Below are 19167 nucleotides of genomic sequence, written 5' to 3' on the forward strand. Positions count from 1 at the left end.
GGAGACGAATGCTGGTGTGCGTTCGGTGCTGGTGTGCGTTCGGTGCTGGTGTTCTGGTGCTGGAACAACGTTAGCCGCTGTGATCAGGCGAGGGCGGCGTGGATGAAGTCGGTCATTCGCACCGAGCCGTCGAGTCCCCCGACGGATGCCGCCGCGACGCCCATCCGGCGCACGCGCTCCCGGTCGGTGAGCACGGGAACGAGCTCGCGCTGCACCCAGTTCGGCACGAAGTCCGCATCGTCGACGAGGATCCCGCCGCCGGCGCCCACGACGTCCGCCGCGTTGAAGCGCTGCTCGCCGTTGCCGACGGGGTACGGCACGTAGACGGCCGGGATGCCGAGGGCGCTGAGTTCGCACACGGTTCCGGCGCCGGCCCGGGACACCGCGAAGTCCGCCGCGGACAGCGCCAGGTCCATCCGGTCGCAGTAGGAGATCAGGCGGTAGTGGTGCAGACCTGGGTCTGTCACCTCCGACTTCTCACCGGTGATGTGCAGCACCTGCCAGCCGGCCCTGATCAGACCGGGAGCCGAGGAAGCGATGGTGTTGTTCAGGCGCCGAGCGCCCAGGGATCCGCCGGTGACCAGCAGGGTGGGGCGGTCGGCGTCGAGGCCGAAGAACGCCAAGGCCTCCGGGCGCGCCTGAGCCCGGTCAAGCTCGGCGATCTCGAATCGCAGCGGCATCCCGACGACGGTCGGGTGGCGGATCCGGGTGCCGGGAAAGGCCACCGCGACATGGCGGGTGAACCAGGCGCCGAGCCGGTTGGCCAGCCCGGCCCGGAAATTGGCCTCGTGGATGACGATCGGCACCCCCGCCCGGCGTGCCGCGAAGTAGGCCGGGGTCGAGACGTAGCCGCCGAACCCGACGACGACGTCGACCGTGCGGAACCGGATCAGATCGGCCACGTCGCCAATGGCACGGTTCAGCCGTGGCAAAAAGGAGAGGGCCTGTCGGTTCGGCCGGCGTGGGAAAGGCAGTCGGGGAACGAAGACGAGCTCGTAGCCGCGGGCCGGCACCAGGCGGGCCTCGAGGCCCTCCCTGGTGCCGAGAACGATGACTGTCGCATCCGGTTCCCGGCTCATGATGGTGTCGGCGACGGCCAGCAACGGGTTCACGTGGCCGGCGGTTCCGCCCCCGGCCAGCAGATAGGTGGTCACTATCGGGCTCCTGACGTGTCGGTCGACATGGCGGTGCGTCGTGGCGGCTCCGCGTGGTCGCCCCGGGTGAATGAGAGCACGATGCCGATCGCACCGAGGGTCGTGAGCAGGGCGGTGCCGCCGGCGGACACCAACGGGAGCGGAACACCCAGCACCGGGAACACGCCCAGGACCACGCCGATGTTGACGAAGGCCTGGCCGATCAGCCAGACGAGCACGGCGGCCGTCGACACGCGGGCCTGCAGGCTCGTACTGGTGCGCATGATGCGCAGGAACGCGAAGGCCAGCAGGATGAACATGAATAGGACGACGATGGCCCCGATCAGTCCGAGTTCCTCGCCGACGATGGCGAAGATGTAGTCGTTGTCGGCCGCGGGCAGCCAGGACCACTTGGCTTTGGAGTTGCCGAGCCCGACGCCGAAGATCCCGCCGTTAGCGAGTGCCCAGGTGCCGTGCAGCGGCTGCCAGCAGGGTGCCGAGATGGGGCCGTCGAGCTCTTCGCAGCCGGCTCCCATGAAGCTCAGGATGCGCGTCATCCGGTTCGTGCTCGTCAATGCCATCAGAACCGCGAGCACGACCCCGGCGCCGAGAGGCACTGCCAGGAGGCGCAGTCGAACGCCGGCGAAGAACAGGGCTCCGAAGAGGATACCGGCCATGATCAGGACGGTTCCGAGGTCACCGCCGATGAGCACGAGCAGCACGGCGCCGCCGCCCACGCCGAAAACCGGAATGTACACGTGGCGCCAGTCGTCGAGCCGTTTCTCCTTCTGCGACAGGATCATGCCCAGCCAGACGACGAGGGCGAGTTTGATCGCCTCGGAGGGCTGGAACTGGACTCCGCCGACCGACAGCCAGTTGGTGTTGCCGGCCACCTCGACGCCCAGCGGCGTGAACACGACCAGGCATTGCAGGAGACAGGCGACGATGAGCAACGGCCACGCCACACGCCGCCAGAACTTCAGCGGCAGGTGGCTGATCATCAGCATCACCGGAACGCCGATCAGCGCAAATCCCCCCTGGCGCAGGACGGTGCCGAAGAAGCCGGTGTTCTCCAGGTAGGAGTCGACCGAGGAAGACGACAGCACCATGACCAGGCCGAACACGACGAGGAACAGGGTCGTGCCGAGCAGCAGGAAATAGCTCGCGGACTCGGCCTTGAACACCCGGCCGAAATGAATTCGGGTGGAGGCGACGGGCGCGGCCTGCCTAGGCGCCGGGGTTCGAGGCGGAGTCTTCATCCGCCTCACCTCCCAGGTGGTCCCGTACGGCTTCTGCGAACAACCGGCCCCGCTGGGCGTAGTCGGTGAACTGGTCCATAGACGCCGCGGCCGGGGCCAGCAGCACGACGTCGCCGGTTTCTGCGAGACCGGCCGCGAGGCGGACCGCCCCGGGCATCACCCGACCAGTGTCGTCGGCGTCGATCTCGAACACCGGCAGCTCCGGCGCGTGTCGCGCGAATGCGTCCCGTAACACGGAGCGGTCGGCTCCGATGATCACGGCCCCGCGCAGGTGGCCGACGTGCCGGGCTACCAGGTCATCGACATCGACGTCCTTGAGCAGGCCGCCGACCAGCCAGACGACGGTCTCGAAAGCGGTGAGCGAAGCATCCGCCGCATGCGGGTTGGTGGCCTTCGAGTCGTCGATCCAGCGGATGCCGGCAAACTCGGCAACGATCTCGATCCGGTGCGCGTCGAGGCGGAAACCCTCCAGGGCGTCGTGGATGACGCCGGGCGCGACGCCGAAGGACCGGGCCAGAGCGCTGGCAGCGAGGATGTCAGCGAGCAGGTGCGGCGCGCTGAGCCCGTGGGCCCGGAGTTCCGGCGCGGTGGTGATCTCGATGGCGGTCTCGAACCGGTCCTCGTGGAACGCGCGGTCGCAGAGGATGCCCTCGACGATGCCGAAGTCGCTGGGCCCGGGGGCGCCGAGGCCGAAGCCGATGGCCCGGGCACCCTCCTGCACGTCGGCGTCCTCGACCATACGGATGGTCGCGGCATCCGCCTTGTTGTAGACGCAGGCCACCTGGGTATTGGCGTAGACGGTGGCTTTCGCATCGCGGTACGCCTCGGCCGAACCGTGCCAGTCGAGGTGGTCGTCGGCGATGTTGAGGCAGACGCTGGAGAACGGCACGAGGGCGCCGGGACCGGTGCGGGGCAGGTGGTGAAGCTGGTAGCTGGAGAGTTCGACCACGAGCACGTCCCAGCCCTGCGGGTCGCGCACGGCGTCGAGGACGGGCACACCGATGTTGCCGCAGGGTGCGACGCGCAGGCCGGCGGCGGCGAGCATGGTGGCCGTCAGCTGCACGGTGGTGGTCTTGCCGTTGGTGCCGGTGACGAGGATCCACTCGGCCGCGGGCCCGACCTTGTCCCGCAGGCGCCAGGCCAGCTCGATGTCTCCCCAGACCGGTACCCCGGCCCGAGCGGCCCAGAGCAGCAGAGCGTGGTCGGGGTGGTAGCCGGGCGAGGCGATCAGAACCTCCGGCCGGTGCCGGGTCAGTTCATGCGGAACGACGCCCGGCGCGGCCTGCACCAGTCTCGCCCCGATCACGTCGAGCAGGCGGATGGTGTCGGCAGGAGCGTCCCCCGCCACGACGAGCACATCCGCGCCCAGTTCGACGAGGGTGTCGGCGGCTGCGAAGCCGGTGACGCCCAGACCGAGCACGGCGACACGGAGGCCGGACCAGTCGGAGTGCCAGCTGGTCAACCCGTCGAGGCGCGCGGCGTCAGCCCCAGCGGGCCCGACCTCATCGGCGTGGCGACCAGCCACTAGCTGGCCAGCCATTCGAGGTAGAAGGTGCCGACGCCGGCGGCCACGAACAGCCCGCCGATGATCCAGAAACGCACCACCACGGTGACCTCGGCCCAGCCCTTGAGCTCGAAGTGGTGATGGATGGGGCTCATCAGGAAGATGCGCTGGCCGCGGGTCACCTTGAAGTAGGCGCGCTGCACGATCACCGATCCGGCCTCGATCACGAACAGGCCGCCGATCAGCACGAGCAGCAGTTCGGTGCGGCTCAGGATGGCCAGGGCGGCGAGGGCGCCGCCGATGCCGAGCGAACCGGTGTCGCCCAGGAAGATCTTGGCCGGCGAGGTGTTCCACCAGAGGAAGCCGATCAGGCCGCCGACGATGGCCGCGGAGACGATGGCCAGGTCGAGCGGGTCCCGAACGTCGTAGGCGCGGTAGAGGTCGGCGATGTCCGCTCCCCCGAAGCGGGCCTGGTTGGACTGCCAGAAGCCGATCACGATGAACGCGCCGATCGACAGGATCGACGACCCGGTGGCGAGCCCGTCGAGGCCGTCGGTGACGTTGACGCCGTTGGACGTGGCCGTCACGATCAGACAGATCCACAGCACGAACAGGGAGATGCCGATGATGCTGCCCAATTGCATGAAGTCCAGCGGCAGATCTCGCAGGAACGAGATTTTAGTCGACGCCGGCGTGACGCCGTTGGCGTTCGGAAACTGGATGGCCAGGATGGCGAACGTGCCGGCCACGAGAACCTGGCCGGTGATCTTGGCCCAGCCGCCGAGCCCGAGGCTGCGCTGGTTCCGCGTTTTCAGGAAGTCGTCGACGAAGCCGACCATGCCGAGGCCCACCATCATGAACAGCACCAGCAGCGGCGACGCCGTGACCGGGGACCCGGTCAGCCACATCGCCGAGAAATAGCTGACCAGGGCGCCGAGGATGATGATGATGCCACCCATGGTGGCCGTGCCGCGCTTGGCGTGGTGGCTCTGCGGGCCGTCGTCGCGGATGAACTGTCCCCAGCCCAGCTTCTTGAACAGCCGGATGAACAGCGGCGTCAGCGACAGGGTGAAGACGAGGGAGAAGGCTCCGGCCATCAAAAGTGCTCTCACGAGAACCACTCTCCCAGACGGTCGCCCAAAAATCTCAGGCCGGCGGAATTGGAGGATTTCACCAGCACGGTGTCCCCCGGTTGCACTGTGGCGCAGAGCAGGTTGAAGGCCTCGTCGGCATTCTCGACGAAGGCAGACTCCCCGTCCCAGGATCCCTCGTTGATGGTGCTGATGTGCATGCGCCGCGCGCCGCGCCCGACCACGATGAGCTGGGAGATGTTGAGGCGCACGGCGAGCAGCCCGACGCGGTCGTGCTCCTCACCAGCCAGTTCGCCCAGCTCGCTCATCTCGCCGAGAACCGCGATGGTGCGCCGGCCGGGAACACCGATCTGAGCGAGGGTCTTGAGCGCCGCCGTCATGGAGTCCGGGCTGGCGTTGTAGGCGTCGTTGATGACGGTCACCCCGTCCCGGCCGCCCATGACCTGCATGCGCCAACGTTCGGCGGTCTGCACGGATTCGAGGGCGGAGACGATGTCGTCGATCGCGACTCCCAGGATCTCGGCGGCGGCGGCGGCGGCCAGAGCGTTCATGACATGGTGTTCGCCGAGCACCTGAAACGCCACCGGGCGGGACTGGCCCGAGGCCAGGTGCAGCGTGAACGTCGTTCCGGACGCGGAGGCGTGCACCGCGGTCGCGCGCACTCCCTCCTCGCCGTACTGGCCGAACCAGACGATCCGGGCCCGGGTGGAGGCGGCCATACCGGCGACGCGCGGGTCGTCGGTATTCAGCACGGCGACATCCGTCGCCAGCAGCTCGGTGACCATTTCGGTCTTCGCGCGGACCGTGGCTTCGATGCCTCCGAATTCGCCGGCATGGGCGAGGCCGACCTTGAGCACGATCCCGATGTCGGGACGGGCCATCCGGATGAGCCGGGCGATCTCTCCGACGCCGCTCGCACCCATCTCCGCCACCAGGAAACGGGTGTCGCGGGTCAGTTCGAGCATGGTCAGCGGCGCGCCGACCTCGTTGTTGAAAGATGCGCGGGCCGCGACGGTCGGGCCGACGCGCTCGAGCACGGCGCGGAGCAGGTTCTTCGTCGTGGTCTTGCCGTTGGATCCGGTGACGGCGACGATCTTGAGGTTGCCGGCTTCCCGCACGCGGGCCACGACGTCGGTGGCGAGGGCGCCGAGGGCGAGCACGGCGTCCGGCACGACGATCTGCGCCACGGGGAGATCAAGGTGTCGTTCGACGATCAGCAGGGTGGCGCCGCGTTCGACGGCGGCCGGGGCGAAGAGGTGGCCGTCAGTCACCGCACCGGGCTTGGCCACGAAGATGGAGCCGGGAACGATGTCGCGCGAGTCGGTGTGCACCATTCCGTCGGTCACGGAGTCGATGCTCCGAGAGGTTCCGTCCAGGTGGAGCGTGCCGTCGACGGCCAAGGCGATCTGGCCCAGGGTCAGGGCGATCATCTACAGCCACCCCGCATCGCGCAGCGCCTGGCGGGAATCGTCCCGGGCGGAGTACGGAATCTTCACGCCGGCAACCTCGTGGTAATTTTCATGGCCGGGTCCCGCATACAAGATCGCGTCGCCTTCTTTCGCTAGGGACAGCGCCGTCCGGAACGCCGTCCGGGGGTCGGGCACCTCATGGAACTCTCCGCCGGGCACGGCCTCCCGTGCGGCAGCGAGCAGAGTGGCACGAATGGCCGCGGGGTCCTCGAACCGAGGGTGGAAGTCGGTGATCACGACGACATCCGCCCCGCGGGCAGCGATCGCCCCCATGTCCGCCCGTTTCGTGGTGTCGCGGTCGCCGTCGGCGCCGAAGACCATGATCAGTCGGCCGGGAGTGAACTTACGGATGGCGGCGAGGGTGTTCAGGAACGCGTCCGGGCTGTGCCCGTAGTCGATGTAGACGAGCGGTCCCGTGTCCCCGGAGATGCGCTCAGCGCGCCCGGGGATGTAGACGTCGATTCCGCCGTCACGATCGAGGGAATGGGCGATCGCCTCGAGGTCGTAGCCGGATTCGACCAGCATCAGGATGGCCAGGGCGGCGTTGGCGGCCATGAACCAGCCGACCAGGGGAACCCGGGTCTGCAGGCGGCGCCCTTCGGGGCCCTCGAGCAGGAACTCGGTGTACAGCGCGCTCTCGGAGACGATGGACATGTGCCAGTCGGCGGCGACGTCCGGGTTGCTGCTCAGGGTGGTGACGGGGATGCGGCACTCGTCGACGATCCGGCGGCCCCAGTCGGAGTCGACCGTGATGACGCCCCGCCGGGAGCGGTCGGGCTGGAACAGCTCGAGTTTGGCCTGGAAGTACTCGTCGAGGCCCGCGTAGTCGTCGAGGTGGTCGTGACTCAGATTCGTGAACCCGGCGACGTCGAAGACGAGCCCGTCCACGCGGTGGCGGGTCAGCGCCTGGGCGGACACCTCGATCGCAACGGCGCGCACCTCGGCCTCTCGCATGCGGGAGAGGAGGGCGTGCAGCTCGGTTGCCTCCGGGGTCGTCAGCGAGCTCACCACGGCGAGGTCGCCGATGCGGCGCTCGGCGGTCGAAGTGAGGCCGGCCACAACGCCCAGTTGGTTGAGCAGGGCGAAGAGGAGATAGACCACGCTGGTCTTGCCGTTGGTGCCGGTGACGGAGAAGAGCGTGGCCGGATTGGCGTCGGTGCGGTAGATCCAGGCGGCGACGGCACCGAGCGCGGCGCGCGCGTCCGGGGTCACCAGGATCGGCAGGCCGCTGTCGGCGGCCAGCACCGCCCCGGCCTCATCGGTCAAAATCGCGACCGCACCGGACTCGCGGGCGCCGGCGGCGTAGGACGCGCCATGACTCGCGCGCCCGGGAACGCCGACATAGAGGTCTCCGGGCTGAACGGTTCGGGAGCTCAGGCTCACGCCGGTGACCTCGAGGCCATCGACATCGCCGTGCACATACAGTTCGAATTCATCGACCAGTCCCGACAACGATCTGGGGACCGGATGCTGAGGACGGAGAGCCGAGGGTGCCAATTCGGTCACGGGGCTCGCTTTCTTACCAGGTACCGGGAAGGGCAGGCGCGGTGGCGCCCGAGGGGACTGCCCGGTACTTCTTCAGCACCTGACTCATGACCTCTTGAAAGATCGGAGCAGATGCCGCGGAAGAGTTCAGTTTAACAGGGTCGGCGAGGCTGACCGAAACGACATACTGCGGATCGTCGCCCGGAGCGAAGCCGGAGACCGACACCAGGTACCCCTTGGTGTACCCACCCCGACCATCGGGCATCTGCGCCGTCCCGGTCTTCGCGCCCACCCGGTAGCCCGGAATCTCCCACGTCTTGGCCAGCCAGGCCTTCTGGTAGACCATCTCGAGGATGTCTGCGGTCTCCCGGGCGGCGGCGGCCGACACGACCGGGGTACCGACCGCTTCGGGCACGTCGGTCATGCTGCCGTCAGCGTGGCGGCAGCCTGCGACCAGTTGCACGGGCATCCGCACGCCGTTGTTGGCCAGGGTCTGGTAGATACTGGAGACCTGGATGGCCGTGGTGGTGAGCCCCTGACCGAACATGGTCGCGTACTTGGTCTGGTTGTCCCAATCTTCGAAGGGGCGCAGGGTGCCGGATTCCTCGGCGAGGAAACCGGACTCCGAGGCCGAGCCCACACCGAACTTACTCATATAGTCGTAGCGCTGCTGGTCACTGATCAACTCGCCGAACTTCGACATGCCCGTGTTCGAAGACTCGATCATCACGCCCGTGAGGGTGAGGTTCAGGTCGGCGTGGTTTGAGCTATCGTTCACGTTGGCACCGTTGGGCGGCAGGTACCGGTAGGGCGCGACGACCCGGCTCAGCGAGGTGGCGGCCCCCGCGTCGAGAACGGATGCCGTGGTCAGCGCCTTGTACGTAGAACCGGGCTCGAAGGGGGCGGTGAAGGCCCGGGAGCCGCGGTCCTCAGCGTCGGGGGTGCCGTTGACGTTGTTGGGGTCGACCGACGGGTAGTCGGCGACCGCGACGAGCTTCCCGGTCTTCACCTCCTGCACCACCACGTTGCCCCAGGCCGCGCCTGTGGCGACGGCCTGTTCGGCCAGCACCTGCTGCACGAACCACTGCAGGTCGGAGTCGATGGTCGTGACGACGTCGCCGCCGTCCTTGGCCCGGACCGTGGTGACGGTGCTCTGGGGCAGGCGCACGCCATCCGCTCCCTTCTCATAGGTCTCCGTGCCGTTGGTGCTCGCGAGGCAGGCGTCCTGCCCGAGCTCGATGCCGGCCTGAGCCTCTCCCCCGGAGGAGACGAATCCGACCAGGTTGCCGGCCACGGCGCCATCCGGGTAGACCCGGCCCGGGTTCTTCTCGGCGTACATCCACGGGATGTCGAGCTTGTCGATGGCCCGGAACACCGAGACGTCCACGGCCCGCACGACGACGGCGTAGTCGGAGTCCTTGTCGGCGGCCAGGGAGCCGGAGATGATCTGGAGGATCTCGTCGCCGGTCTGCCCGGTGAGGGCGCCCACCTCCGCGGCCGCCTGCGCGACCGTCACGGTCACGTCCCCATCGTCGGTGGTGCGGTCGAATTCCGCGGCGTTCCGCGGAGACAGGGTGATGTCGTACCGCATGACCGTGCCGGCCAGGACGACCCCGTTCGTGTCGACGATGTCTCCGCGGGCTCCGTAGACGGGCTGCTCGACCGACCGGTTGCCCAGCGAGTCGGCGCTGAGCGTCTCGGCGCGCACGACCTGGATGTCGACGAGCCTGACCACGAACACGGCCACGAACACGAGCAGGATCAGGATCGTCGCGGCACTGCGCCGCCTGCTGGACCGGGAGCTGCTCGCCACCTGCGATTCCTTACTGCGGCCGGGGCCGCGGGTTGGGCGCGTTCTGGGAACGAAACTAACGGGAGGCGGGCGGGACGTCCCTCGCGAGACGGGCGAATCGGGGCGGGCTAGCGGGTCGTGGGCGTCGGCAGAGCGTTGGGTTCGGCTGCCGGGGCAACCGGGGCGACCGCCGCGGGGACCTCGGCCGGTGAACCGCCGAGGCTGGCCCCCTGACCGGTGGTCTGCGGCAGTTCCGTGACCAAAGGTACGCCGACGAGGAGCGAGTTGGGCACCAGGCTCGCCGTACCGGCCGAGCTTCCGCTGGCGGAGGCGGGCGCTCCGAGAACGGCGGCGTCGGACAGGCGAAGGTACACCGGGTTGGAGTTGCTGACCATGCCGAGTGCTTCCGCGTTCGCGGCCAGGCTCTGCGGGGACGAGACCCGCACGAGGTCCTCGGTGACGCTCTCCGCCGTGCGCCCGAGTTCGACCTGGCTGGCCTGCAGCCGGGACACCTCGTAGGCGGACTGGGAGATCCCGACGCTCAGCAGCAGCTGAGCGAGCACGATGGCAGCCACGCCGGTGACGGCCGAGAGTGCGTAGACGATCTTCGGACGCGCGTGACGCTGGCTGCGCGGCGAGACGATCTCGATGTGGCGAGGCTCCGGCACCGAAGCGGTGTCGGGGGTGCTCTCCCAGTTGGGTCGTGGTGCGCGTGCGAGGTTGTCACTCATGCGGCTCTCCTCAGTCGCTCGGCGGCGCGAAGGCGAACCGGCGTTGCGCGCGGGTTTCTCGCCTTTTCTTCGTCCGAGGCCAATTCGGCCCCTCGGATCACAAGCTTGAACAGTGGTTTGTGTTCGGGAAGTTCGATCGGCAATCCGGCAGGGGCGGTGGAGCCGGATGCCTTTGCCAGGGACTTCTTCACGATCCGGTCCTCGAGGGACTGGTAGGCCATGACGACGATGCGCCCACCGACCGCGACCGAATCGAGCGCTGAGGGAATGGCGCGCTCGAGCACGGCGAGTTCCTGGTTGACCTCGATGCGCAGCGCCTGGAAGACCCGCTTCGCGGGGTGTCCGGCGCGCTGAACAACAACCGGTGTGACGGCGGTGATCACGGAGACCAGCTGGGCCGACCGCACGAACGGGGTGGTCTCCCTGGCCTCGACGATGGCCTTGGCGTAGCGTGCCGCCAGCTTCTCCTCGCCGTACTCGTGGAAGATCCGGCGCAGCTCCTGCTCGCTGTACGTGGCCACGATGCGCTCGGCCGTCAGGTCGCTGGTGTTGTCCATGCGCATGTCCAGCGGCGCGTCCTTGGAGTAGGAGAAACCACGCTCGACCCGGTCGAGCTGGAGCGAGGACACGCCGAGGTCGAAGAGCACGCCGGACACCTCGCGGATGCCGAGGCCGGCCAGCGCGTCCTGAATACCGTCGTAGACGGTGTGCACGAGGTGAACCCGGTCGCGGAACGGCTTCAGCCGCTCCTCGGCGATCGCGAGGGCGTCGAGATCCCGGTCGAGTCCGACCAGGACGAGCCCGGGGAACCGCTGCAGGAACGCCTCGGCGTGCCCGCCCATGCCGAGAGTGGCGTCGACGAGCACGGCGCCGGGTCGTTCCAGTGCCGGTGCGAGCAGCTCGACGCAGCGGTCGAGCAGAACTGGGGTGTGGATATCGTTGATGGCCATAGTCCCGGGTGGTTCCTGATTCCTGATCCCCATCCATTCGTCTCTGCCACCGGGGAAGTGTGTCAGGCAGAACGGCTGGGAGTCAGGCGTCAGGAGCTAGATGAGTCCCGGAATCACCTCCTCCGTGATGTTCGCGAATGGTTCTTCCTGTTCGGAGAGGTACGCGTCCCAGGCGGCGGTGTCCCAGATCTCTACCCGGTTGCCGGCGCCGATCACGGTGAGGTCCCGGTCGAGCCCGGCCCAGGCGCGCAGGTTCGCGGGGATGGTCACCCGGTTCTGCTTGTCGGGCTGCTCTGCGCTCGCGCCGGAGAACATCATGCGACTGAAGGAGCGCCCGCTCTGGTCCGTGAGCGGCGCCTGGGAGATCTTCGCGTAGTACGCCTCGAACTCCCGGGTCGTGAACACGTAGAGGCAGTTCTCCTGGCCTCGGGTCATGACGATCCCGGGAGACAGCTCGTCCCGGAATTTTGCGGGAAGGATGATGCGGCCTTTTTCGTCGAGCTTGGGGGCGTACGTGCCAAAGAACATTCATCCCCCCTCTCATCCGGTCACGGTCCAGATCTTGCTCCACTTTACTCCACTTTGATCCACCAAACAGAATAAACGCGCAAATATTGGAGAAATTCACCCTACTGATCCGCATGAAAACGGGGGAAAGCGGAGTGGAGGGAAATTCAAGGCCGGGTTTCATTTCGCACCGTTTGTGGGCACAAAAAAAGGGCCGATCGGATGATCGGCCCTGTCTGCGAGGTGCGGTGGAGCGGAAGTGCAGTCGAGCGGTGGTGAGAAGGTTACTGCTGGCCGTCCTGGCGACGATCCCAGCGTTCGTTCATGCGATCCATGAAACCGCGCTGAGACGACCGCTGCTGCTGGTTCGGACGGGAGCGCGGAGCGGATGCGGACATCCGCCGGGCGGACTTGCTGGGCGTGGTCGCGAACAACACCCCGGCGAACATGATGATGAAGCCGAGGACACCGAGCCAGAGCTGCTGGATGGCCACGCCGGCGATGAGAGCACCGATGCCGGCAACCGCGGCCAGAACCCCGATGGAAATCGAGCGGTAGTCGGGCCGGAGGCTGCTGCCTCCGACGGTCGCCACGAAATCGGCGTCATTGTGGTAGAGGCCGCGCTCCATTTCTTCGAGGAGTCGCTGCTCTTGTTCCGAAAGCGGCATCTCATTCCTCCTGTTTGGGATCGCGCTGTGCTTCACCGATTCTAACCCCGCCGTGATGGCTAGGCTAGGCAAGTGGCGCAAAGCAATCATCTGATCGATCTGGTTCATTCTCGCATCGACGAATTCCTCGAAACCCGTTTACCAATTGTGACTACCATCAGCTCCGATCTCACGCCGCTGGTGGAGTTCTCACGGCAGTTTCTCAGCGGTGGCAAACGCTTCCGGGCGCTGTTCTGCTACTGGGGCTGGCAGAGCGTCGGCACAGGCGGATCCACTGGTGCGAACGGGGATTCCGACCACGCCCTGACCGCGCTGGTGCCGGTCATCTCCGCGGCGGCGGCCCTGGAAATCTTCCATGCGGCAGCACTCGTCCACGACGACATCATCGATAATTCGGATACCCGACGCGGCGCGGCCTCCGCCCACAAACTCTTCGAGGGCATGCACGGCCAAAGCGGATGGGCAGGCAGCCAGGTCGCGTTCGGCCGGGCCGCCGGAATCCTTCTCGGCGACCTCTTGCTGGGCTGGAGCGATGAGCTGCTCGACGAGGGGCTCGCGGCAGCCACCGACGCGTCGGCCGCGGCCCGGGCACGGATAGAATTCAACCGGATGCGCACCGAGGTCACTGTGGGCCAGTACCTCGACATCTTCGAAGAACGCGCCTGGTTCTCCCAGCCCGAAACAGAACTCTTCGACCGGGCGCTGCGGGTCATCGTCTTCAAGTCGGCCAAGTACAGCGTGCAGGCGCCGCTTGTGATCGGCGCAGCCCTGGCCGGCGCCGGCCCGGACCACCTCGACGCCCTGCGTGCCTTCGGACTGCCGCTAGGCATCGCATTCCAACTTCGGGACGACCTGCTCGGGGTGTTCGGCGACGCCTCTGTCACCGGCAAACCGAGCGGTGACGACCTCCGCGAGGGCAAACGCACTGTACTGGTCGCTCTGGCGCGCGAGAACCTGACGGACACGGCCCGCGAGAACCTGGACGCGCTCCTCGGCGACCCGCTGCTGACGGAAGCACAGATCGGGATGTTGCAGCGCGCCATCGTCGACAGCGGCGCCGTCGATCGGATCGAGGCGCTCATCGACTCGAACGTCGCCGAGGCCCTCGCAGCTCTCAAGGGATCACCGATCAGCGGCGCGGTCACGACGCGGCTGATGGAGCTGGCCGAGACGGTGACCCGCCGGGCGTTCTAGGAGCGCGGAAAAGTCAGGCGAGCGCCTGGGCGACCCGGCGCACTTCGGCCTTACGGCCGGCAAGCAGCGCCTGGACCGGGGGAACGCCGAGGCTGCCGTCGACCTCAAGGAGCCAGCGCATCGCCTGCTCGTCACTGAAGCCGTCGTCGGAGAGCACGATCAGCGTGCCGCGCAGCTCGGGCAGCGGGGCGCCGTCCCTGATGAACGCGGCGGGAATCTGCAAGGGGCCGTTGTCACGGCGCATGGCGAGCAGCTGCTTGTCGTCGATCAGCTGACGCACGCGGCTCTGGCTGACGCCGAGCACCCGGACGAGGTCGGCGATGGACAGCCACTCTTGATCTGAGAACGATTCGGTCACTCCTCAAGCCTCCCATGATTCGACGGGGCGGACAAACTCTCATGGCGCAAACGCGCGTGTTGATGCCCAGAATGGGGGCCAACCTGATTGACTGGGCAATGCTGTGCCAGCACCGCTGTCGCACGCAATCGACGGGAGCGGAATGTCGGCACCAGCCAGCAGGAACAGTCCAGCCAGCAGCACCAGCGACGCGAATTCTTCGACGCCCGGTGCGGGCCACCACCGGCACGCCACCGAACGACGGGGTCTGGGCATCCTGGTCACCGTCCCGCTCGTGGTGATCAGCACGATCGCGATCAGCCTGAACCTGGCGTCGCCGGCGGATGCCGCCACCATCGCGAAGAAGCCGCTCAAGAGCAAGAGCATCCTGCCGACCGCGGTGCCCGCCGGCGCAGGTCGGCAGAGTATCGCCGCCGTCGCGGCGCCGACCCAGTACCAGGTCGTCGAAGGCGACACCGTGAGCAGCGTGGCCGGACGATTCGGTCTCTCCACCGCATCCGTGCTCGCCCTCAACGGCCTTGGCTGGTCCGCGGTGATCTTCCCGGGCCAGATGCTGACCCTGGCCGGTCTGGCGCAGCCGTCCGCTCCGGCTCCGGCGCCCGTCGCCGCCGAGATCTCGCGGTACCTGATCCAGAGCGGGGACACGCTTTCCGGCGTTGCCGTCGCGCACGGGCTCTCCCTCGAGGCCCTGCTCCGCGTGAACGGGCTCGACGCGGGCAGCATCATCTTCCCCGGGCAGGCCGTCGTGCTGCCGCCGGGCGACGGTGCCGCGCTGGTCTCGGCCGCGCCGGCCGCAGCCTTCGCCCCGCTGAATGCTTCCGGCACGCACACGATCGCCGCCGGCGAGACCATCGGAGCCCTCGCGGCCGCGGCGGGCGTCTCGGTGCAATCCGTTCTCGACGCCAACGGCCTCGGCTGGTCCAGCATCATCTACCCCGGCCAGGTCCTGTCGATCCCGTCCGGCTCCGTTCCCGCGGCGCCGGCGATGGAATCGGCGATCCTCATCGAGGAGGCCGCCCCTGCGCCGTCTGCAGCGCCCGGCGAGGTCACGCCGCTCAGCGAGGACATGCGCCGGTACGCCGAAATCATTATCGCGAGCGGTCGCCGCGCGGGTGCCGGCGACTCCGCAATCGTGATCGCCCTGGCCGCCGCGGCCCAGGAATCCGGGCTGCGCAACGTGCAGTACGGCGACCGCGACTCCCTCGGCCTCTTCCAGCAACGCCCCAGTTTCGGCTGGGGAACCCCCGAGCAGGTGCTCGACCCGGAGCGGGCCAGCCTCGCCTTCTTCGGCGGCCCCGTGAACCCCAACCCCGGCATCACGCGCGGACTGCTCGACATCCCCGGCTGGGAGTCGATGACCGTGACCGAGGCCGCGCAGACCGTGCAGATCTCGGCTCACCCGAACCACTACGCGAAGTGGGAAACATCGGCCCGGGCCTGGCTGGCCGATCTCGGCTGACCTGCAGCTCGCATCCGCTCAGGCTTGAAAACCCTGACTTGCGAGTGTTCCGGCACAGGGAACGGCTTCGCAATCCCTAGACTCGACTAGTGAGCGATACCTCTGCCGATCCCATGGTCGGTCGTCTGATAGACGGCCGCTATCAGGTGCGCTCACGGATCGCCCGCGGTGGCATGGCCACCGTGTACCTCGCGACCGACCTGCGCCTCGAACGCCGGGTCGCCATCAAGATCATGCACGGGCACCTCGCCGACGACAACACGTTCAAGGCCCGGTTCGTGCAGGAGGCCCGCTCGGCCGCCCGGCTCGCGCACCCGAACGTGGTCAACGTCTACGACCAGGGCCAGGATGCCGATATGGCCTATCTGGTCATGGAATACCTGCCCGGCATCACTCTGCGCGACCTGCTCAAGGACTACGGCCGGCTCACCAGTGAGCAGACGATGGACATCCTCGAGGCGGTGCTCTCGGGCCTCGCCGCCGCGCACAAAGCAGGAATCGTGCATCGCGATCTCAAGCCGGAGAACGTTCTCCTGGCCGACGACGGCCGCATCAAGATCGGCGACTTCGGACTCGCCCGGGCCGTCAACAACAACACGGCCACCGGGCAGGCCCTGCTCGGCACGATCGCCTACCTCTCCCCCGAACTCGTCACGCGGGGCATCGCGGATGCCCGCAGCGACATCTACGCGCTCGGCATCATGACCTACGAGATGCTTACCGGCGAGCAGCCCTATGTCGGCGAAGCGCCCATGCAGATCGCCTACCAGCACGCGAACGACAACGTGCCCATGCCTAGCGCGCGGATACCCGCGATTCCGCACGAGCTCGACGAACTGGTGCTCTGGGCCACCGCCCGCGACCCGGAGCAGCGCCCCCGGGACGCACGTGTCATGCTCGATCAACTGCTCGACCTCGACAAGCTCGTGCGCCCGACCTCCCCGGCGACCGGACAATCCGCGACCATGGTGCTGCCCGGCGGCGTGACCGCAGCGGTGGCCGACGCGGACACCCAGATCCTCGGCGGTGCCCCGCTCGCCCCGGCGGTGGCCGGCGTGGCCACGGCGGCTTCTGCCTCGGCACCCGCCACCACCATTCTCCTGGCCGACAAGGCCCGCACACGCAAGTTCCGCGGCTTCTGGCTCTTCGCGCTGGTGCTCATGCTGGCAGCCCTTGCCGGCGGAACCGGCTGGTTCTTCGGCAACGGCCCCGGCTCAGAGGTCCCGATTCCCGCCCTCGTCTCGGTGTCCCCCGACGACGCGACCGCCCAGCTCACCGGGCTCGGGCTGGAGGCGGCGCTCGGCACCGAGTTCAGCGGCACCATCCCCGCCGGCCTCGTCTCCAGCACCAACCCGGATTCGGGCACCCGCGTGGCGAAGGGCAGCACGGTGACGCTGCGTGTATCCCAGGGCCCGCAGCCGATCGTTCTGCCCGTGCTGGCGGGATTGACGGCCGATGCTGCGACCTCCGCCGTCACGGAGCTGAAGGCAGGCATCGGGGCGACCGATTCCCTCTTCGACGACACCGTGGAATCGGGCCTGGTCATCTCCGCGAGCCGCGAATCCGACGCCGGGGACGTCTCCCAGGGTGGGGACTACTTCGTGGGCATGAAAGTCAATCTGGTTCTCTCACTCGGCCCCGTACCGGACGTGTCCGGCGAATCCGTCAAGGACGCCACCGCGATCCTGGCGGAGAAGGGGCTGCTCGTCACCCCCGGCGACGAGGTCTACAGTGAGTCGATCGCCGAGGGAGACGTCGTGAGCGCGGCCCCCGTGAACGAAGGTCCCGTGCGCACCGGCGACACGTATGCACTCACTACCTCCCTCGGCCCGGCACCCGTCACGGTGCCCAACGTCGTCGGCCTCCCGTGGAACGAAGGCAAGCAGGTGCTCACCGACCTGGGATTCAAGCTGAGCTACAATCTCGGCGCGGATGCCATCGCACCGCTCCTGAGCGTCGCATCGACGAATCCCGAAGCCGGCACCGCCGCGCCCAAGAACAGCACCATCACCCTCAAGCCGACGAACCCGTTCGGCTAGACAGCCGTCCCGGCCGGGCCGGCCGTACCCGGCGGTTCCCATGCCGGAGCGGGCACCCGGGGCCGGGTTAGCGAGCGGCAAGCTCCTCGGCAACCAGGAAGGCGAGCTCGAGCGACTGCATGTGATTCAGGCGCGGATCGCAGAGCGACTCATAGCGGGTCGCCAGCGCGGCCTCGTCGATGTGCTCGGAACCACCCAGGCACTCCGTGACGTCGTCGCCGGTAAGTTCGACGTGAACGCCGCCCGGGTGTGTGCCGACGCTGCGGTGCGCCTCGAAGAAGCCGCGCACCTCGTCGACGACGTCGTCGAAACGACGGGTCTTGTACCCGGTGGGCGTGGTCACACCGTTGCCGTGCATCGGGTCGGTGACCCAGAGCGGCTTGGCCTCACTGGCCTTGATCGCCTCCAGCAGCGGCGGCAGGGCGCTGCGCACCTTGCCCGCACCCATCCGGGTGATGAACGTGAGACGACCGGGTTCGCGGTTCGGGTCGAGCTTGTCGACCAGGCGCAGCATGTCGTCGGTTGACGTGCTCGGGCCGAGCTTGACCCCGATCGGGTTGCGCACCCGGGAGAGGAAGTCGACGTGCGCACCGTCAAGGTCACGGGTGCGCTCCCCGATCCAGATGAAGTGCGCGGACGTGTTGTACGGCGTGCCCGTGCGGGAATCGATCCGGGTCATCGGACGCTCGTAGTCCATCAGCAGACCCTCGTGGCTGGTGTAGAACTCCGTCCGACGCATGGCTTCAAAGTCGGCGCCGCACGCGATCATGAACTTGATCGCGCGGTCGATCTCCTTGGCCACCTTCTCGTAGCGCTGGTTGGCCGGGTTGGCGGCGAAGCCCTGGTTCCAGCTGTGCACCTGGCGCAGGTCGGCGAAACCGCCCTGCGTGAAGGCACGGATCAGGTTGAGGGTGGAGGCGGCGGTGTGGTAGCCCTTGACCAGGCGGGCCGGGTCGGCCTCGCGCGATTCGGGTGTGAAATCGTAGCCGTTGACGATATCGCCGCGGTAAGCCGGCAGGGTGACGCCACCCCGGGTCTCGAAATCGCTGGAGCGTGGCTTGGCGAACTGGCCGGCCATCCGGCCCATCTTGATCACGGGCATCGACGCGCCGTACGTCAACACGACGGCCATCTGCAGCACGGTCTTGACCCGGTCGCGGATCTGCTCCGCGGTGGCGCCGCTGAACGTCTCGGCGCAGTCCCCGCCCTGCAGCAGGAAGGCATGGCCGCCGGCGGCCTCGGCGAGCCGGTTCCGTAGGATGTCGACCTCGCCGGCGAAGACGAGCGGCGGCTGCGTGGACAGTTCGGCAGATGCCGCGGCAACCGCATCCGCGTCGGGCCAGGTCGGCTGCTGCTTGATCGGGAGGGTGCGCCAATAGTCCAGGCCGGCAACCACAGATCGATCTGCGAGCACGACTGGTTCGGTGGGGTCTACCACGGGACTATTCCTTTTTTGTCTGGTCCGGCAAGAAAAATATTGCGGGCCGGGCTATCGGGTCGGGGTCTGTCGGCCCCTGGGCAACCGTCT

Annotated in this window: 16 protein-coding genes; 3 read left to right on the top strand and 13 right to left on the bottom strand. The window is 67.8% G+C overall.

The annotated features are described in order from the left end of the window. Window positions 1–83 precede the first annotated feature (83 nt). From E3N94_RS01065 to E3N94_RS01115, 11 genes are all read right to left on the bottom strand, one after another. Complete coding sequence (locus tag E3N94_RS01065) at window positions 84–1154, bottom strand: UDP-N-acetylglucosamine--N-acetylmuramyl-(pentapeptide) pyrophosphoryl-undecaprenol N-acetylglucosamine transferase (RefSeq protein ID WP_134415199.1); 1071 nt, start codon at window positions 1152–1154, stop codon at window positions 84–86. Beyond that, a complete protein-coding gene (gene ftsW / locus E3N94_RS01070) occupies window positions 1154–2392 on the bottom strand; it encodes a putative lipid II flippase FtsW (RefSeq protein WP_134415198.1) in 1239 nt (412 codons plus the stop codon). The genes E3N94_RS01065 and ftsW overlap by 1 nt, the downstream gene beginning before the upstream one ends. After that, window positions 2361–3917, bottom strand: a complete 1557-nt coding sequence (murD, locus tag E3N94_RS01075; protein WP_241987027.1) for a UDP-N-acetylmuramoyl-L-alanine--D-glutamate ligase — start codon at window positions 3915–3917, stop codon at window positions 2361–2363. The genes ftsW and murD overlap by 32 nt, the downstream gene beginning before the upstream one ends. Further along, entirely contained in the window at window positions 3917–5008 is a 1092-nt protein-coding gene (gene mraY, locus E3N94_RS01080; RefSeq protein ID WP_134343348.1) for a phospho-N-acetylmuramoyl-pentapeptide-transferase, read from the bottom strand. Before mraY ends, murD begins: the two co-directional genes overlap by 1 nt. Next, window positions 5005–6417, bottom strand: coding sequence for a UDP-N-acetylmuramoyl-tripeptide--D-alanyl-D-alanine ligase (murF, locus tag E3N94_RS01085; RefSeq protein WP_134569639.1), 1413 nt, complete (start codon window positions 6415–6417; stop codon window positions 5005–5007). Before murF ends, mraY begins: the two co-directional genes overlap by 4 nt. Next, window positions 6418–7962, bottom strand: a complete 1545-nt coding sequence (locus E3N94_RS01090) for a UDP-N-acetylmuramoyl-L-alanyl-D-glutamate--2,6-diaminopimelate ligase (RefSeq protein ID WP_104099525.1) — start codon at window positions 7960–7962, stop codon at window positions 6418–6420. Between the two features lie 13 nt (window positions 7963–7975). Beyond that, window positions 7976–9754, bottom strand: a complete 1779-nt coding sequence (locus tag E3N94_RS01095; protein WP_241987028.1) for a penicillin-binding protein 2 — start codon at window positions 9752–9754, stop codon at window positions 7976–7978. 107 nt (window positions 9755–9861) lie between these two features. Next, complete coding sequence (locus tag E3N94_RS01100) at window positions 9862–10464, bottom strand: hypothetical protein (RefSeq protein ID WP_134401327.1); 603 nt, start codon at window positions 10462–10464, stop codon at window positions 9862–9864. Next, entirely contained in the window at window positions 10461–11414 is a 954-nt protein-coding gene (gene rsmH, locus E3N94_RS01105) for a 16S rRNA (cytosine(1402)-N(4))-methyltransferase RsmH (protein ID WP_104099527.1), read from the bottom strand. The genes E3N94_RS01100 and rsmH overlap by 4 nt, the downstream gene beginning before the upstream one ends. Window positions 11415–11510: 96 nt before the next feature. Further along, a complete protein-coding gene (mraZ, locus tag E3N94_RS01110) occupies window positions 11511–11942 on the bottom strand; it encodes a division/cell wall cluster transcriptional repressor MraZ (protein WP_104099528.1) in 432 nt (143 codons plus the stop codon). Between the two features lie 263 nt (window positions 11943–12205). After that, the gene (locus E3N94_RS01115) at window positions 12206–12697 is read right to left on the bottom strand and encodes a DUF3040 domain-containing protein (protein WP_338145468.1); all 492 of its coding nucleotides are present in this window, start codon (window positions 12695–12697) and stop codon (window positions 12206–12208) included. A gap of 39 nt (window positions 12698–12736) precedes the next feature. Here E3N94_RS01115 and E3N94_RS01120 point away from each other — a divergent pair, with 39 nt between their 5' ends. Continuing rightward, window positions 12737–13783 (top strand): polyprenyl synthetase family protein, encoded by a 1047-nt coding sequence (locus E3N94_RS01120; RefSeq protein WP_241987029.1) that lies wholly within the window; start codon window positions 12737–12739, stop codon window positions 13781–13783. Between the two features lie 13 nt (window positions 13784–13796). Here the strand turns inward: E3N94_RS01120 and E3N94_RS01125 are convergent, their stop codons facing one another. After that, complete coding sequence (locus E3N94_RS01125) at window positions 13797–14141, bottom strand: Rv2175c family DNA-binding protein (RefSeq protein WP_104099531.1); 345 nt, start codon at window positions 14139–14141, stop codon at window positions 13797–13799. A 142-nt stretch (window positions 14142–14283) separates the two neighbouring features. On the opposite strand from E3N94_RS01125, the gene E3N94_RS01130 reads away from it, so the two are divergent. Beyond that, window positions 14284–15600, top strand: a complete 1317-nt coding sequence (locus E3N94_RS01130; protein ID WP_104099548.1) for a LysM peptidoglycan-binding domain-containing protein — start codon at window positions 14284–14286, stop codon at window positions 15598–15600. Window positions 15601–15689: 89 nt separating this feature from the next. Further along, entirely contained in the window at window positions 15690–17639 is a 1950-nt protein-coding gene (gene pknB / locus E3N94_RS01135) for a Stk1 family PASTA domain-containing Ser/Thr kinase (RefSeq protein WP_134569641.1), read from the top strand. 67 nt (window positions 17640–17706) lie between these two features. On the opposite strand, the gene E3N94_RS01140 is transcribed toward pknB, so the two are convergent. Further along, entirely contained in the window at window positions 17707–19035 is a 1329-nt protein-coding gene (locus E3N94_RS01140) for a 3-deoxy-7-phosphoheptulonate synthase class II (RefSeq protein WP_134569684.1), read from the bottom strand. Window positions 19036–19167: the final 132 nt, after the last annotated feature.

It is taken from the genome of Cryobacterium sp. Sr3 (genome assembly GCF_004402835.1).
Taxonomy (GTDB): Bacteria; Actinomycetota; Actinomycetes; order Actinomycetales; family Microbacteriaceae; genus Cryobacterium; species Cryobacterium sandaracinum.